16 protein-coding genes and 1 tRNA gene are annotated in these 15,500 nt (G+C 62.0%); 8 read left to right on the top strand and 9 right to left on the bottom strand.

Annotated elements, in window-relative coordinates:
- Window positions 1–391 (top strand): hypothetical protein (locus NKJ64_RS15955; protein ID WP_352462905.1); only part of this gene is annotated, 391 nt, incomplete at its 5' end.
- Window positions 392–432: 41 nt separating this feature from the next.
- Here the strand turns inward: NKJ64_RS15955 and NKJ64_RS15960 are convergent.
- Entirely contained in the window at window positions 433–1,047 is a 615-nt protein-coding gene (locus NKJ64_RS15960) for a hypothetical protein (protein ID WP_023829437.1), read from the bottom strand.
- A gap of 296 nt (window positions 1,048–1,343) precedes the next feature.
- Here NKJ64_RS15960 and NKJ64_RS15965 point away from each other — a divergent pair, with 296 nt between their 5' ends.
- Complete coding sequence (locus tag NKJ64_RS15965; RefSeq protein ID WP_023715403.1) at window positions 1,344–1,625, top strand: helix-turn-helix domain-containing protein; 282 nt, start codon at window positions 1,344–1,346, stop codon at window positions 1,623–1,625.
- A gap of 181 nt (window positions 1,626–1,806) precedes the next feature.
- On the opposite strand, the gene NKJ64_RS15970 is transcribed toward NKJ64_RS15965, so the two are convergent.
- A complete protein-coding gene (locus tag NKJ64_RS15970) occupies window positions 1,807–2,154 on the bottom strand; it encodes a cupin domain-containing protein (RefSeq protein ID WP_245270328.1) in 348 nt (115 codons plus the stop codon).
- A 244-nt stretch (window positions 2,155–2,398) separates the two neighbouring features.
- Here NKJ64_RS15970 and NKJ64_RS15975 point away from each other — a divergent pair, with 244 nt between their 5' ends.
- From NKJ64_RS15975 to NKJ64_RS15985, 3 genes are all read left to right on the top strand, one after another.
- Window positions 2,399–2,857 (top strand): YbaK/EbsC family protein, encoded by a 459-nt coding sequence (locus tag NKJ64_RS15975; protein ID WP_023669382.1) that lies wholly within the window; start codon window positions 2,399–2,401, stop codon window positions 2,855–2,857.
- 95 nt (window positions 2,858–2,952) lie between these two features.
- Window positions 2,953–3,741 carry a hypothetical protein gene (locus tag NKJ64_RS15980; protein WP_352462906.1) on the top strand — a complete coding sequence of 263 codons (789 nt, stop codon included), beginning with the start codon at window positions 2,953–2,955 and terminating at the stop codon, window positions 3,739–3,741.
- A gap of 143 nt (window positions 3,742–3,884) precedes the next feature.
- Complete coding sequence (locus NKJ64_RS15985) at window positions 3,885–4,313, top strand: CatB-related O-acetyltransferase (protein ID WP_280799930.1); 429 nt, start codon at window positions 3,885–3,887, stop codon at window positions 4,311–4,313.
- Window positions 4,314–4,394: 81 nt separating this feature from the next.
- Here the strand turns inward: NKJ64_RS15985 and NKJ64_RS15990 are convergent.
- Window positions 4,395–4,471, bottom strand: a tRNA-Pro gene (locus NKJ64_RS15990).
- 248 nt (window positions 4,472–4,719) lie between these two features.
- On the opposite strand from NKJ64_RS15990, the gene NKJ64_RS15995 reads away from it, so the two are divergent.
- Together NKJ64_RS15995 and NKJ64_RS16000 are read left to right on the top strand one after the other, a co-directional pair.
- On the top strand, window positions 4,720–5,685 hold the full coding sequence (locus tag NKJ64_RS15995) for a glycosyltransferase family 8 protein (protein WP_245270329.1): 966 nt from the start codon (window positions 4,720–4,722) through the stop codon (window positions 5,683–5,685).
- Window positions 5,682–6,710: a glycosyltransferase family 8 protein gene (locus tag NKJ64_RS16000; RefSeq protein WP_155923836.1), complete on the top strand. Its 1,029-nt coding sequence runs from the start codon at window positions 5,682–5,684 to the stop codon at window positions 6,708–6,710. Before NKJ64_RS15995 ends, NKJ64_RS16000 begins: the two co-directional genes overlap by 4 nt.
- Window positions 6,711–6,777: 67 nt before the next feature.
- Here NKJ64_RS16000 and NKJ64_RS16005 read toward each other — a convergent pair whose 3' ends face one another.
- The 4 genes from NKJ64_RS16005 to NKJ64_RS16020 all read right to left on the bottom strand — a co-directional run bounded on the left by NKJ64_RS16005 (window position 6,778) and on the right by NKJ64_RS16020 (window position 11,338).
- A complete protein-coding gene (locus NKJ64_RS16005; protein WP_352462907.1) occupies window positions 6,778–8,019 on the bottom strand; it encodes an O-antigen ligase family protein in 1,242 nt (413 codons plus the stop codon).
- Window positions 8,016–9,551 (bottom strand): undecaprenyl-phosphate glucose phosphotransferase, encoded by a 1,536-nt coding sequence (locus NKJ64_RS16010; protein ID WP_352462908.1) that lies wholly within the window; start codon window positions 9,549–9,551, stop codon window positions 8,016–8,018. Before NKJ64_RS16010 ends, NKJ64_RS16005 begins: the two co-directional genes overlap by 4 nt.
- A gap of 85 nt (window positions 9,552–9,636) precedes the next feature.
- Window positions 9,637–10,767, bottom strand: coding sequence for a glycosyltransferase (locus tag NKJ64_RS16015; protein WP_352462909.1), 1,131 nt, complete (start codon window positions 10,765–10,767; stop codon window positions 9,637–9,639).
- A 7-nt stretch (window positions 10,768–10,774) separates the two neighbouring features.
- Window positions 10,775–11,338, bottom strand: coding sequence for a polysaccharide biosynthesis/export family protein (locus NKJ64_RS16020; protein WP_023682330.1), 564 nt, complete (start codon window positions 11,336–11,338; stop codon window positions 10,775–10,777).
- Window positions 11,339–11,602: 264 nt separating this feature from the next.
- Between NKJ64_RS16020 and NKJ64_RS16025 the strand changes: the two genes are divergently transcribed.
- The gene (locus NKJ64_RS16025) at window positions 11,603–13,813 is read left to right on the top strand and encodes a GumC family protein (RefSeq protein WP_352462910.1); all 2,211 of its coding nucleotides are present in this window, start codon (window positions 11,603–11,605) and stop codon (window positions 13,811–13,813) included.
- 98 nt (window positions 13,814–13,911) lie between these two features.
- On the opposite strand, the gene NKJ64_RS16030 is transcribed toward NKJ64_RS16025, so the two are convergent.
- Both NKJ64_RS16030 and NKJ64_RS16035 read right to left on the bottom strand, forming a co-directional pair.
- Window positions 13,912–14,748: a GNAT family N-acetyltransferase gene (locus NKJ64_RS16030; RefSeq protein ID WP_023669392.1), complete on the bottom strand. Its 837-nt coding sequence runs from the start codon at window positions 14,746–14,748 to the stop codon at window positions 13,912–13,914.
- A 5-nt stretch (window positions 14,749–14,753) separates the two neighbouring features.
- A complete protein-coding gene (locus tag NKJ64_RS16035; RefSeq protein WP_352462911.1) occupies window positions 14,754–15,500 on the bottom strand; it encodes an aspartate/glutamate racemase family protein in 747 nt (248 codons plus the stop codon).

Here is a 15,500-nt window from a genome sequence, read left to right on the forward strand (position 1 = left end):
CGCTCCGGCGGCCTTGTCGAGGCCTCCGGGCCCAGCGGCCCCGTTGGGCACGTCGCCCGGGCCGGCCCGCCTTGGCCTCCACCTTCTTGTGGGGGTGGTGGGGGTGGTGTGGGTGGTGATGGTGATGGCGGTGATGCTTGTTGTGATGATGATGATGGTGGTGATGCTTCTTGTGCAGCGGTGCTGCGTCGGCGCTGCTGGCGCCGATGAGCGGCAGAGAGACAGCCAGGGCAAAAGCCAGCCCGAGAGCCGACAGGAGGGACTTCTTCATGACTTCGTTTCCTTTTCTGCGCGGGCTGAATTTGGCCGTCACCGAGCAAGATCGGTGCCGGTGAACCCCGCAGTCATGACTATCGCCTCCGAACTTTTCGACAGTTTTTCCGGACTGTAGAATTTTGTTTCTGGATTGTGTCTGGCGGCTTCGTCGGCAACTTACATCGGCGGAATGACGCCGTTTGTGCCGACAACGACCCGGCCCGCGGTCAGCTTGCCGTCACTGCCGCGCTCGGCGTTGACGAACACCACAGCGCCAGGCTTGAGGTCGGCGGGCGTCGCCGGCGCGAAGGTCACCACCGGCGTCGTCTGCTGGATCGCGATCTGCTTTTTCTGGCCATTGTCGTAGGTCAGCGTCACCGTGCGACCTGCAATCTCGGTGACATCGGCGACCGTGCCGTTGGTCATCCGGCTGTTGGGCTCGAGATCCCACGGGCGGTCGCCTTCGCCGGCGCCCTTCAGCGCGGCCGGGAAGATCACCACCTCGAGCGCGCCGCTGCCGCCATCGGCCTTCGAAACAGAGGCAATGCCGAGGAAATCGCCTTGCTTGATATCCCCGGCATCCGCCTTGGCGACGCCGGAAATCTTCCACCCTTCAGCCAGCGCGATGGCGTCGGTAGCGCCTTCGCGGGTCTTCACCGTCAGCGTCGCTCCGGCAAAGGCGGTCACCGTGCCGCGAATGCGCACGGCCTCGGCGGCTTGCGCCGCGACCATGCTCGCGCCAGCGAGGCCTGAAATCGTGGCGAGCACGATGGCTGATGTCTTGAATGTCATGGATCTGATCCTCTTGGGAAAAGCTGGCCCGATGCGGCTGCCAGCAACATCAGGCTAACGCGCGAGCGGCGCAAAACCGCTGAACACTTCGGCCTGCGGCCCTTCAAAAGAACTTGATTGGGAGATCGGGGCGGAGATCCTATATGTGCCCTGGCGCCTGCGGTTTTGACGCCGGTTCACGATGCTGTGACGGTCGGTTTGGGCCTTGGCAAATCGCCGTCAAGCGGGCATTGTCCCGGCTCTCAGGCAACACCCTATCATTTGATCCAAAACTCTTTAGCCCCATGGAGTTGCCAATGGCCCAAACTGCAAAACACGAACCCTTCTCCAGGCTGGCGGCCGACGTTGCGCTCGAGCACCCCGGCCTCAAAGCCATCCGGGAGACAAAGGGATACAGTATTGAAGAGCTTTCCCTGACCTGCGGTCTGTCGACCAGCGAGATTGCCGACATAGAGAGCGGCAAGGACACCGATCCGACGAAACTTCGCCGGATCGCCGCAGCATTGCAATTGCCGGAAACGGCCCTGATCGATGCCCCGGCGCCCACGGCGCCTGTGGAAAACCGGTCCGTTTCATAAACAACGGCCAAGCGTCGTTCAACAAGCCCGCCATGGTTTGCCCTGGCGGGCTTGTTGCATTCGCCCAACGGCGAATGTCACTTCTTGCTCGGATCGTCCGCCGGGTTGACGTAGGTGATCGCGAACGGCCCCTCGCCATGAACCTGGACGATCGTAGCGCTTGTCGTCCAGGCGTAATGGTTCATTCCCTGTGGGCTACGCCGAAGCCGCCGGCGGTCAGTTCGATGCCCTTGGTCTCGTCGAGCTTGTCGCCCATGCCGATATGAAAATTGCCGGAAATCACCGTCACATATTCCGAGGTGGGATGGTTGTGCGCGGCAATCCTGTAGCCGGCCGGCAGCTTCAACCGCAGCACGTAGATGCCATCCTTCGAGGGGTCCCCGGCGATGACAGCCATGTCCGCGCCGGCGGGCAGCACAGCAGGAGCAGGGCCCCATTTGATGGCGTCCGCGTTCATCGGCATGTCGTCGGCAAGCAGCGGTGCCGTCCCGATAAGCAGCAGCGCCAGAGCCGAGGCGAGCTTGAGCATGATGATCTCTCCGGTTGGTCGTGGGAGCACAGCATCAGCGCCGGCCCTGATCCATTGCGACCTACCAATGCAGCAGCCCGAACACATCTCCCGCACGGGGGATGCGCCTTGTGTTGCTGACATGCGGCGCGACCCGCCCGGCCTGGTACCGCTGCAGCCGTCGAGGGGCGGGGAGGTTGCCGCCGACCGAGCGTGAAGCTATCCAGTGTGAACGCTAACCGTTTTCGAATGGGACAATGCCGAGATGAGCCTTGAATCCGTGCGCGCCTTCCTGGCTGCCCATGCGCCCGATGTCGAAGTGCTCGTCACCGAAGCGAGTTCCGCGACGGTGGCGCTGGCGGCTGAGGCGCATGGCGTGGAGCCGGCGCAGATCGCCAAGACCATCTGCCTGCGCGTCGGCGGTGAGACCATGCTGATCGTGGCCGGCGGCATGTCGAGGCTCGACAACCGCAAATTCAAGGACCGTTTCGGCGGCAAGCCGCGCATGCTTGACGCCGACGAGGTTGTCGCGATTACCAGCCATCCCGTCGGCGGCGTCTGCCCATTCGGCTTGCCGGCGCCGCTGCCGGTCTATTGCGACGTCTCGCTGCGCGCCTTCGATGAAGTCGTGCCCGCGGCCGGCGCCACCAACGCCGCTGTAAGGCTCAGCCCGCAGCGCATGGCACAGATCGTCGGCGCCGAATGGGTCGATGTGTGCCAGTAGCGAATCGTCGGCTGATTTCAGCAGGAGATTTCTGGGAGCAAAACGACTGCGAGCGCAGCTAGTAGAAGATTGAACGACCCATTATACGTGGCGGAATGAACGACGTTTTTGGTTACATCGCCTATGGTGAGAACGAGCTTTACCATCGCGGCGCGCTGCTCAGCGCCCTCAAGCTTTTGCACCATTGCCCGACCGCCAGAATAACTGTCGCAACGGACAGGTCTGAACTCTTTCGCGGTTATCCCATTGAGACAATGCTTATAACGACCGAACAGAAAGAGCAGTGGTCTTTCGGTGGAAGATATCATTTCGGCATCAAGGCCGGGACGATGCGTGAGCTTTTGCGGCGAGCTGATCGGCTGCTTTTCATGGACACCGACATGTACCCGGTGGGTGACCCGTCGAAGGGCTTCCACTCGATTTCTGCGATCCACTCCATCATGCGCCTGTGCGAAGGGAAGCACCGCATCTATCAACGTGCGCTGCCGGGCAAGAACATCAGCATCGGCGGCCAGGTTTTGACCGGCCAGGAGCCGATGTGGAACAGCGGCATCGTTGGAATTCACCGAGAAAGCCTCAGTGCTATGGTTGACGCTTTCGCCGCTATCAAGGTGGTTCATGAGGTGACCGACACATGGGCGCCGGAGCAGTTTGGCCTCGGGGTAGCCCTTTCTCAAAACGGCCGAACCATCAGCCCGCATCGCCTGCCGATTCGGCACTACAACACCCGAGGCAAAAAGCAGTTCGCTGAGCCGCGCGTACATGCGTTCTTTAATGCTTACGGCTCGGTGCCAGTCGGCCAGCAGGTTGCAAAGGCCGGTAGATATCGTCTGTGGCGGACGCCCTTGGATTTATGGCATCAGAAGCATAGGAAGTCACTGTGACGGGATGGCTATGCATGAGGAATCCGTTTCGATCCAGGCTGCCCTCAACCGTGATCCTCGGACGTCACACCTATGGGGTGAGCCGGAGGAAGGTGTTTGGAACGTCTGCCGCCACTCCGTTGACCATAGGGGCGTTTTGTTCGGTGGCCGGCAATGTCAGCTTTGAGTGTTCGGGAGGAAGTCACACGCCCTGGGCTGCAACCACATTCCCGATCCATAGCCGCTTGATGGAATCAGTTGATCCCACTGAACACGGTGGCGAACCCGTGGGCATCACCATTGCCAATGATGTTTGGATCGGCCGCGATGCGCTGATCATGCCAGGCATTCACATCGCCGATGGCGCCATTGTCGCGGCCGGGGCCGTCGTCACCAGGGATGTGCCGCCATACGCCATCGTCGGCGGGGTCCCGGCCAAGCTCATCCGCTATCGCTTTTCAGATGATGTCATTGGGAGGTTGCTGGCGATCCGGTGGTGGGAATGGAGCGACGAGAAGATCAAGCAGGAGGCTGCTTTTCTTACCGGCCCGATCGAATTTTTCTTGGAGCGACATGCCGGTGCGACACCGTAAGAACGCATCTTGCTGGTCGCTGCAGTGGGGCTGAGAAATTGCATGGCCACTTGGGGGAAGCAGCTAGTCGCCTGTGTTGTTTGGTCGGAGTGGCCGGATTCGAACCGACGACCCCTTGACCCCCAGTCAAGTGCGCTACCGGGCTGCGCTACACTCCGGACCGCGCAAAGCCTTATATTTTCGAGAGTTGTGGTGCAAGGGCTAAAACGGTGCATGTGAACGAGCCGAACGAATATCACCTCGCTTGGCGACAGCGTGCGGAATCGCGGCGGCTCTGCGGATAGCTGAGAAAGTGGGACGCACCCAAATATCCAGGCAAACGTTCAATAGTGAGCACCAACATCCAACTTGTCGATGAAACACCAAGGGGATATGGCTCGCGCTCGAGCGACGAGAAGGATTGGACGTGAACTCCTGCTTTTTTCTTGCGGCTGACGGGGGCTATTTTCCGTATGCATGCTTGACAGCGCGCAGAATATTGGACGTCTCGGCGGCGACGACGCCAGGCTTCATTCTTTACGTTGACGCAGGCGACGATGACATGCGGGTGGCGCGGCGCCTGCTCAAGGGTCAAGTCGAACTGGTCGACGTTTCGTCGTTCATGGAGAAGGTGAGATCCGGATTTCGCGACAGCGGCATTGCCGCGTTCATTCGACTGTTTGCGGACCAGATACCTGAATTCGAAGCTTATGATCGTATCGCGTACACGGACTGCGACGTGTTGTTCAACCGAGACATTGGCGACCTGACAGGCCAGAAGCTTCAGGCCCCGCTGCTGGCGGCCCATGATGATTATATGTATTTCCTGCCGACCTATCGGCAGAAGCTCTCGATGCAGCCGGGAGCTCCGTACTTCAATTCGGGCGTGCTGCTGTTTGACATGATATCTGTGCGTGCGCAATCGCTTTTGGAGCATACCCGTCAAGTCGCCATCGAGAAAAAGCTGAACGACCAGAACGCGCTAAACATCGCTTTCGAAGGCAAGTGGCAGACGATGCATCCGAACTGGAATTTGATGTCCAACTACACGAAAGAGTATCGATTCTCTCAGGCATACGCCCGGCATTTTTCAGGCAGCAAGCCATGGGGAGGCCAGGTCGGCGTAGAGCTCGACGCCTTGGCGGTCTATCGCGACCTTGCGAAGGACACGCCTTGGCTTCAACGCTTTCGGCAACGCATTCCATTCGAGCGAGGCGTGCTGAAGAGGCTGGGGCGCCGGATCGATGCCGCTCGGGGGCTTCTGCTCAACGATAAGAGAAAGAAACGGCGGGCTTACTATGATGGCCGCAAGACCCACAAGATCTATGCGGAGCAAGCTGATTCCGGGGCCCTGGCCGTCAGTTTCCCAGAAGTACTGGGAGGGTTCGCTTGAGCCGCTACGACGGGCCACAGTCAACGGGCGGGCATTGTAGCATGCAACAGAGATCATGTTTCTTTTTTGCTGCCGACCAAAAATTCTTCCCCTTTGCCTGTCTGGCGGCTCGCCGCGTCCTGGATGTTTCGGCACCGGTCGACGGCTTTATCCTGCACACTGGCATGATCTCCGCCGAAGACCGGTCTGCCGGTGAGCGTTTGTTCGATGGGAGGATCGGCATCATCGACGTAACGAAATTCATGGAGGCGACGAACTTCAACCGTGGAACGCATCCCACCCTTGCGACCTACATCAGGCTGTTTGCCGATCAATTGCCTGAATTCGAGCCATACGACCGCATCGCCTATTCAGACGCCGACGTGCTTTTCAACCGATCGATAGCCGATCTCTGCAACACCCCGCTCAATGCACCGTTGCTGGCCGCTCACGACGAGCAGAGTTACTTCGATGCAAAGTACAGGCAACATCTGCCGATGCAGCCTGGAGCGCCGAAATTCAACGCCGGCGTTCTTCTCTTCAACATGCCCCTGCTCAGGGCTGAGGGGCTTCTGGAGCGCACGCGGCAGCTGGCGTCCGAGCATGTCTACGGAATGGATCAGGGCGCATTGAACGTGGCCTTCGAAGGCCGATGGCAGACGATGCACCCGTTCTGGAACGTGATGACCAACTACAGCAGCCAGATCCCTTTCAGCAGGTGCTATGCGCGGCACTTCGCGTGGGGCAAACCTTGGGAGCCTCGGCCAGTCGGTGTCGAGGTCGACGCCATGGCTGTCTATCGCGACCTGGCGAAAGGCACCCCCTGGGCCGGACGCTTCAGCCGCAGCTGGCCGGTCAAGAGAGGGTTGATGAAGAATTTTGGCCGCAAGTTCGATGCCATCAGCGGCATCTTGTTGGACGACGAGAAGCGCAAACGCAGGGCGCGGTTCGACGCCGAAAAGGTCAGCGCCATCTTTGCCGATCACGCCACCAAATCGATGCTGGCAGTGCGGTATCCCGAGCGGGTGACCGGTATCGCGAGATAGACGAAATCGTCGGTCGCAATTCGTTCCGAAGGCGAAGTCATCCGAACTCGGCGGCTTTCCCATCGGTTTAGCGTTGCGCCACCGCCCGCAACCCGCGCTGATGCCTGTATTCCAGCGCGATCGCGCCCCAGATCAGGCCGAGCAGCAGGTAGACATGGCGCCAGTGGTCGATGTCGATGAAGGTGCCGAGCCCGATATTGCCGATGAAAGCGACGTAGGCGCAGAGCAGATAGGGCTGCCATGGCCGGTCGCGCAAAAGGATGCGGAAGCCGGCGGCGATCGTCCACAGCGTCAGCGACAGGAACGAGACGAAGCCGAGCCAGCCATAATCCATCAACGTCTTCAGCCAGATGTCGTGCGTGTCTTCGCCAAAAATGGTGCCGAACACCAGCGGGCCGATGCCGAGCGGATATTCGAGCGCCATCTCGAAGCCGATCGTGTAGCGGGCGAAGCGGCCAAGGCGCGCCGTGTCGTAGCTCTGTTCCAGCTGGGCGCGGCTGGAAAACATCTCGCCGACGCCGGGCAGCTGCAGAATGACGATCATGGCGACCACCAGCAGGGTGACGGCGGCAATGGTCATGATGATGACGCGCAGCCGGAACTTGCCGCTGTTGCTTTGCAGGAACAGGGCGCCGGTGAGCAGGATGGCCGAGACGGCGAACATGCCCCAGGCGCCGCGCGAGAACGAAAAGAAGATGCCCGCGGTGATGATCAGCAGCGGCACCGCCAGAAGCGGCATGCGCGCGATTGAGCCGGTCAACAGCAGATAGAGCAGATAGATGCCGGGCAGCACCAGGAACGGCCCGAACACGTTCGGATCCTGGAAGGCGCCCTGGGCGCGGTCGTATCTGGTGAAGATTTCAGCGCCCGGGAAAGCGTGGAAATAGCCGGCAATGCCGAGCAGCGAGGTCACCACCGCGGAGACGACATAGGCGATGAAGATCAGCCGGTAGAGGCCGGGCTGCACCGCCGTCACCGACGAGAAGAACACCGCGGTGAACGCGAGAAACAGGGAGACGGCGAGATAGAGCGGTGTGTTGGCGAGATCGGCCATCTGCGTCATGGCAATCATGCCGCCGATGTTCATCGTGATCAGCAGCACGAGCAGCGGCACGGCGGCGCGCGATATGCGCAGGCCAAACAGCACCCACACCCCGATCAGCCCGAGCATGAAAAGATCGTAGGGCGCCGGTTCGTCGATGACGAAGCCTGACAGGAAGACGCCGAAAAACACCGCGCCAGAGGATATCAGCCCGATCAGCTTGGCATTGACCGCAGCCTGCGGCACATCATGGGAAATCGCGCTCAATAGGCGTTTTCCGTGTTGAGCAGCCGCAGCGGCGTCATGAGCAGGATGCGCAGATCGAACAGCATCGACCAGTTCTCGATGTAATAGAGGTCGTATTCCGTGCGCATGCGGATCTTCTCATTGGTGTCCATCTCGCCGCGCCAGCCATTGATCTGCGCCCAGCCGGTAACGCCGGGCTTGACCTTGTGGCGGGCGAAATAGCCGTCGACCACCTCATTGTAGAGAAGGTTGTGCGACTGCGCGGCAATCGCATGCGGGCGCGGACCGACCAGTGACAGCGTGCCGAACAGCGAGTTGAAGAACTGCGGCAGCTCGTCGATCGAGCTCTTGCGGATGAAGCGGCCGACGCGGGTGACGCGCGGATCGTTCTTGGTCACCGTCTGCTTGGCGGTCGGGTCGGAGCGGTCGGTATACATGGAGCGGAATTTGTAGACTTCGACGATCTCATTGTTGAAGCCGTGCCGCTTCTGCTTGAACAGCACCGGACCCTTGCTGTCGAGCTTGATGGCGATGGCAGTCGCCAGCATCACCGGTGAAAACAGGATGATGCCGATCAGCGAGAAGACGATGTCGAAGGCGCGCTTGGCGACCGAATCCCAGTCGTTGATCGGCCTGTCGAAGATGTCGAGCATCGGCACCGAGCCGATGTAGGAATAGGCGCGCGGGCGAAACTGCAGCGCGTTGGAATGCGCCGAGAGCCGGATGTCGACCGGCAGCACCCACAGCTTCTTCAGCAGTTGCAGCACGCGCGTTTCGGCAGTCAGCGGCAGCGACACGATCAGCATGTCGATGCGCGCGATGCGGGCGAATTCCATCAGCTCCGAAATGGTGCCGAGCTTGGGATAGCCGGCCACGATCGGCGGCGAGCGCTTGTCGCCGCGGTCATCGAAGATGCCGCAGATGCGGATGTCGTTGTCTGGCTGCTTCTCGACCGAGCGGATCAGCATCTCGGCCGCCTTGCCGCCGCCGACGATGACGGCGCGGCGTTCCATGCGGCCGTTGCGCGCCCAGCGCCGGATCAGCTTCGACATCACCAGCCTGAGGCCGAACAGCAGAAGCAGGCCGACGACAAACCAGGTGCCGAACAGCAGACGCGAATAATCCTCCGACATTTTCATGATGAAGGCCGTCAGCGACATCAGCGCGAAGGTGCCGGCCCAGACCATCAGCACGCGGCCGAGATTGGAGATCGGTCGCATCAAGGCGGAGATCTGGTAGCAATCGCTGACGTCGAGCAGCACCACGGCCACGAATGACGCCGCGGCAATGGTCAGCGGATATTGCCAGGCGAGATAGTTGAAGAAGCCGACAAAGTGGAAGTAGAGCGCGAGCCCCGACAGGAACAGCAAGCCGAATTCGACGATGCGCAATACGCCGCTGACCATGACCGGCGACATCGTATCGCGCCGGTATTGCGAGGCGACCTGGCGGGCAACACTGTTCATGCCGCCGGGCGTGGGGCTCTCGGCAGGATTGTCGAATTTGCGCACCGCATCGGCCGAAAAGCGGCGCGTGGGGTCGGTCTCGTTCATCGGGTTTCCCACAAGCTTCCGCGATGACGATAGCAGAAAGAGAGCTAAAAAAGCCTTGAGACAACTTGTGGTTTTGGAGGGTCGTCTATCTGTTGAGCGCGGCGAAATAGGCCTTTTCGATTTCGGCGGCCATCACATCGGCGCCGAATCGCGCCCTGAGCCTGGCGGTGTCGGGCATGACGCGCCGGTAGGCGTCGAGATCGCGCAGCGCTTCACCCACCTTGTCGCCGAGTTGGCGCGGATCGGGACGGATCAGGGCAGGGGATCCCTCACCGAAGATTTCGGGAATGCCGCCGACGGCCGTGGCGATCATCGGCCTGCCTGCGGCCAGCGTCTCCAGCACGATATAGGGCATGGCTTCCGCGCGCGACGGCACAACCACGAGGTCGGCCAGTGCAAAGGCCTCCCTGGCTGGCATAGGCGGCAAGAAGCGGACCTGTTTTCCGAGGCCCAGCCGTTTCACCTGCGCATGGTAGCGCGGCAGGTCGTCGCCATCGCCGACCATGACCGCGGTCAAGCGGCGCTCAAGGTGGGACCCGGCCAGCACCAGCGCGTCGATGAAAATGTCAGGCCCTTTGAGGTCGCGCATCATGCCGATGTAGAGCAGGTCGGCTGCGTCGGGCTGTGTGACCACCGGCTCGAATTCGGCGGCGCGCAGGCCGTTATAGACCAGCGTGTTCGGGACCGGCGGCTCGCCGACCTTCCTGCGATAGGTGCGCCGCTCATAGTCGGAGACGAACAGCAGGCAATCGGTGAAGCGCGCCATGAAGCGCTCCAGCGCGAAGAACAGCTTTCCGGTGGTCGTCGTTTCGTCATAGTGGAGGGAGCCGCCATGCGGCGAATAGAGGCGGGCTACGCGAGACCTAGATACCCGCAACAATGAGCCGAACAGACGGGCATAGGCGCCACCTTTGGCGCCATGTCCGTGCAACACGTCCGGCTGCAATTCCTTGATGATCCTGTAAGTGCGCCAGGCCGAGGCGAAGTCGCCCGGCCCGACATGGCGCTGCATCGGCGTGCGATGGATGCCGAGCGCCAGGCTGTCCTTCATCTGGTCGAACAGGCGTTCCTCGTATTCGCCGCCGGTGGTCGAATCGCAGACGATGCCGACAACATGTCCGGCGGCGAGCTGGGCCTCCGTCAGGTCGCGCACATGCCGGAAGATTCCGCCGACGGGTGAGCGAAAGCAGTGGACGATCCTGAGCTGGTCCGCCACGTTGATGTCAGAACAGGCGTTCGCGAACGTAGACCGTGTCGCCCGGCAGCAGCGGATCGGAGGTAACCACCCGGCCTGTCATCACCTTGCCGTTGATGTCGCGGGTGATGTCGACGCTTTCCTGGTTGGCGCGCGGCGAGAAACCGCCGGCAATCGCGATGGCCTTCTGCACGGTGAGGCCCGGCACGTAGGAATACTGGCCGGCGGCGCCCACTTCGCCCATGACGAAGATCGGCCGGTAGCGATCGATCTCGACCGACACGTCGGGGTCGCGCAGATAGCCTTGGCGCAGTTTGTCGGCGAGCGCTTTTTCCAGCTGCTGGGCCGTGTGGCCGCGCGCCGGCACCGCGCCGACCAGCGGGAAGGACATGTAGCCGGACTGATCGACACTGTAGGTGTTGGTCAGACCGTCCTGTTCGAACACGGTGACGCGGACACGGTCGCCGGCGCCGAGCCGATAGGGCTGGTCGAGTACCTCGTGGAAGGCCGCCGGCGTCGGCCGGTAGCTGGAGCAGCCGGCGAGGATCGACACGGCCAGCAGAGCGCGAAACAGACCAGCAGCGCTTTTCATGATCGGACACACACCTTCGTCGCTATGGCCGCCAGGACACGGCGGCAAACCTTAAGGATCTGGGTTCGTTATCATCCTGTTAGGGTTAATGGCCGGTAAAGGGACGCGGCCGATTTGGCGGCAATCGACAAAAAGCCGTATAGTTTTGCTGGCTTTGTTTACCGGATGTCAGCAAACCCTAACAGCTGCTTACCGCGATCTTAACGGCTGAGTTACCATAGTTGTTTACGCTACCATCTAGCCTCATGTCCGGAGCAGGAATGCATGTCCGACCAGTCCGCGGCCGCAGATGTCGATGTCGACCTGAGACAGCTCTTCGCCAGCCTGGCGCGGAACTGGCTGCGCATTCTTGTGATCACGCTTCTCGTCACTGGTCTCGCCTTCGCGTTCGCGTGGCTTGCCACGCCGCATTATAAGGCCACGACGCAGCTGAAAATCCAGTTGAGCGAATCGGCCTATACGCGGCCTGCCGGCACCAATGAAGACGACAAACCTGTGCTCGATGCGGAAGGTGTAGCAACCGAGGTTCAGGTCATTTCCTCGTCCGACATTCTCAAGCAGGTGGCTGCCGACCTTAAGCTGGGCGACAAGCCCGAGTTCAACGATGCGCTCGGCATGTCGCCGGTCACCCGGCTCCTGGTCATTGCCGGGCTGAAGAGCGATCCGGAAGAAATTCCGCTCGAAGAGCGCGTGCTGACGAAGATGCGCGACAAGCTCAATGTTTATGGCGTGGAAAAGACCCGCGTCATCGCCGTCGAATTTTCCTCTGAAGATCCCCAGCTTGCCGCCGACATTCCGAACGCCATCGCCAAGGCCTACCTGGCCTACCAGGCGGATGCCAAGACCAAGTCGAACGCCGCCGCGACCGCCTTCCTCGGGCCGGAAATCGACGATCTGCAGAAGCAGGTCAGGGATGCAGAGGCCAAGGTCGCGGCCTTCCGCTCCGCTCAGTCGGACCTGTTGATGGCTGGCAACAATTCGGTGCTGGCGACACAGCAATTGTCCGAACTATCGAGCGAGCTGTCGCGTGTGCGCGCCAGCCGCGCCTCGGCTGAGGCAACGGCCGAAAGGGTGCGCCAGGCCCTGCAGAATGGCGGTTCGCTGGACGCTGTACCCGAAGTGCTGTCTTCCGATCTGATCCAGCGGCTGCGCGAGCGTCAGATCGAGCTCAGAACCAACATCGCCGATCTTTCCACCACTTTGCTCGACAACCATCCGCGCCTGCGGGCGATGAGGTCGCAGCTAGCCGATCTCGACGGTCAGATCCGCAACGAGGCGCAAAAGATCATGCGCGGGTTGCTGACGCAGGCGCAGACCGCCCAGGCGCGCGAAAACCAGCTGATGTCGGACGTCAACAAGCTGAAAGCGGCGTCGTCGCGCGCCGGCGAGGAACAAGTCCAGCTGGATGCGCTGCAGCGTGAGGCGAACGTCCGGCGCCAGCAGCTTGAATCCTATATGGCGAGCTTCCGCGAAGTGTCCTCGCGCAAGAATTACCTGCCGGTCGATGCCAGCGTGTTTTCCGAGGCGCGCGTGCCGTCGGAACCCTATTTCCCCAAGCTCGTGCCGATCGTCGGCGCCGCCTTAGTCGGCTCGCTGCTGCTGATGTCGGTCATCACGCTGCTGCAGGAGCTGTTTTCCGGCCGCGCCATGCGTCCGGCCCCAGGGGCGCGCTTCGAGCGTATCGAGCAGGTTGCGATGTCGGCAATGTCGGCGCCGGTCGTCCACCCGGAACCGGCTCCTGAGGTCGTGGAAGTGGACGATCAGCCGACGACCGTGGAGTCTGAACTGGTGCCAGAGCCCGAGCCGGCTCCTTCAGTGCTGGAAGGAGCAGCGGCTGCCGGTTCCGAACCGCAAGCCGAACCTGTCCGCTCCAGCCTTGGCGAGATCGATGTCGAGAAGGCGGCGGAAAAGCTGATCGCCAGCGGTGCTGCGCGCGCCATCTTTGTGTCGCCCGAAGGCGATGAGGCGGCTGCATCGGCAGTGCTGGTAGCGCGCGAAGTCTCCGACGCTGGCCTGCGCGTGCTGCTGCTCGATCTCACGGCGTCAGGTGCCGCCTCGCGGCCGATGCTGGACAGCGGACTTTTCCCCGGCATCACCAATCTGCTGGCTTCGGAAGCGCAGTTCAGCGACGTCATCCACGCCGACCTCTATTCGGACTGCCATGTCGTTCCCGTCGGCACCGCCGATCCGGTGCGCGCCATGCGCGCCGCCGACCGGCTGCCGATCATCATGCAGTCGCTGACCACCGCCTATGATCTGGTCATCGTCGAATGCGGACCGGCCGATGCGCAAGGCATCAGCCGACTGGTCGGCGACAGCACCGAGGTCTTCATGTCCATGCTGCAGGCGGACGATGAGGTGGCGCAGGCCGCCGTCGAGCTGATCGAAAGCGGCTATCCCGACCTCACTCTGGTGACGCCGATCGGCCACGAGACGCCGGGTAACCCCGTGCCGGGACGACGTAGCGCCGCCTGAGACATCAGACAATTCGACTTAGGCGGCGCTACTACGGATCGGCTCGTCCATCGCCCGCCGGCTCCCGAAAAACCAAGCCTGTCAGTCGGCGCCGGGATCTACCCCAACTCCAGGGTCGTCACGCCAAATATTCGGCGCGAGTCGACCTTCGGAGGCGGGCCCTTGTACATGCGCGTGGTGGTGAAGGTCGGCCTGAAACCAATTGCTGAAAGCGCCGTGGTGAAATCGAAATTTTCGGCAGGAACGTCGATATGCAGGTCGCCACCTTCGCATGCGGCAGCCAGACTGCCCATGAGCTGCATCGCCGTCTCGGTGTCGTCGGCAAACAGCGGGCCGATCTTGTAACCCGAACGGCAGGGACGAGCCACGGCGTAGCCTATGGTGCCGAGTGAACTGATCGCGGCGAACCCGCAATGCGGCGGCTGCGCCCAGCGGTGCAGGAAGGCTCGTCGAGGCGCGGGGAAACAGCGGGCGTCATAGACGATGATGTCGGGCACGAGTTGCGTGGTTATCATGCGCACCCCTTCGCTTCGGACGGGCGGGGTCGCGATACGGCCGCTGAAGCGGATGGTTTCGTACGCCGAGCTGAATCCCGTGCGGCGATAATTCGCCAGCTGCGCGGCGACCCCGTCGAGGCCGACCGTTCGGCCGGCCAGCCTGGCCATGCCCGCATTCCAGACTGCTTTGCCATGGCCTTTGCCGCGCATGTCTGGTCGGCAGATGTAGAGACCGATGAAACCGAAGTTGCCGCCATAGGCGACAGCCGAGATGGCGGCGGTCATCTCGTTGTCGACAAAAGCGCCGATGAACCCTTCAGGATCGGTTGGCCGGAACGCGGCGGCATCATCAAGGCCAGGGTTCCAGCCTTCAGCCGCCGCCCAGTCGATGAGAACGGTCAGTTCCGGCGGAGACAATGCGCGGACGGTAGGCTTCATAGCGTTCACTCCGCGGCGACCACCCCCGGCGAGAAGGATTTCAGCCCGCCGCGATAGGGCTTGGCCAGCGGACTGGCATAGGAGCCGCGCTTCGAGGTCGACAGGCCCAATGCGATCAGCGCCTCGGCCTGTTTGAGGGCGGCGCCGACGCCGTCGATGACGGGCAGGTCGAACTCTTGCTGCAACCGGTGTGCCAGGTCGGCCATGCCGGCGCAGCCGAGCACGATGGCCTCGGCGCGGTCTTCCGCTATGGCGCGGGCGATCTCGGCGCGCAGTTTCTCGACAGCGCCGGAAGCAGCGTCTTCAAGCGAGAGTACGGGAATGTCGGCGGCGCGCACGCGGGCACGCCCGGCCATGCCATAGCGCTGCACCAGCCCCTCGACAGGGACACGCGAGCGTTCGGTGGTCGTCACCACTGTGAATCGCTGGGCAATGTAGGAGGCGACACCGAGTGCGGCCTCGCAGATGCCGATGACCGGAATGGAGGCCATGGCGCGTGCCGCATCCAGGCCGGTATCGTCGAAGCAGGCGATGATGGCGGCCTGAGCCCCGGCACGTTCGCCGGCGGCGATCTCCATCAAAAGGCCGGGCACGGCCAATGCCTCGTCATAATAGCCCTCGATCGAGGCCGGACCCATCGAGGAGGTGACCGCGATCACCTCGGTCCCGGCGCCGGCAACGGCGCGCGCCGCCGCCGCGATCGTCTCGGTCATGCTCGCCGTCGTGTTGGGGTTCACCACCAGTATCTGCAC

This window comes from Mesorhizobium sp. M0062 (assembly GCF_040323125.1).
Lineage (GTDB): Bacteria > Pseudomonadota > Alphaproteobacteria > Rhizobiales > Rhizobiaceae > Mesorhizobium.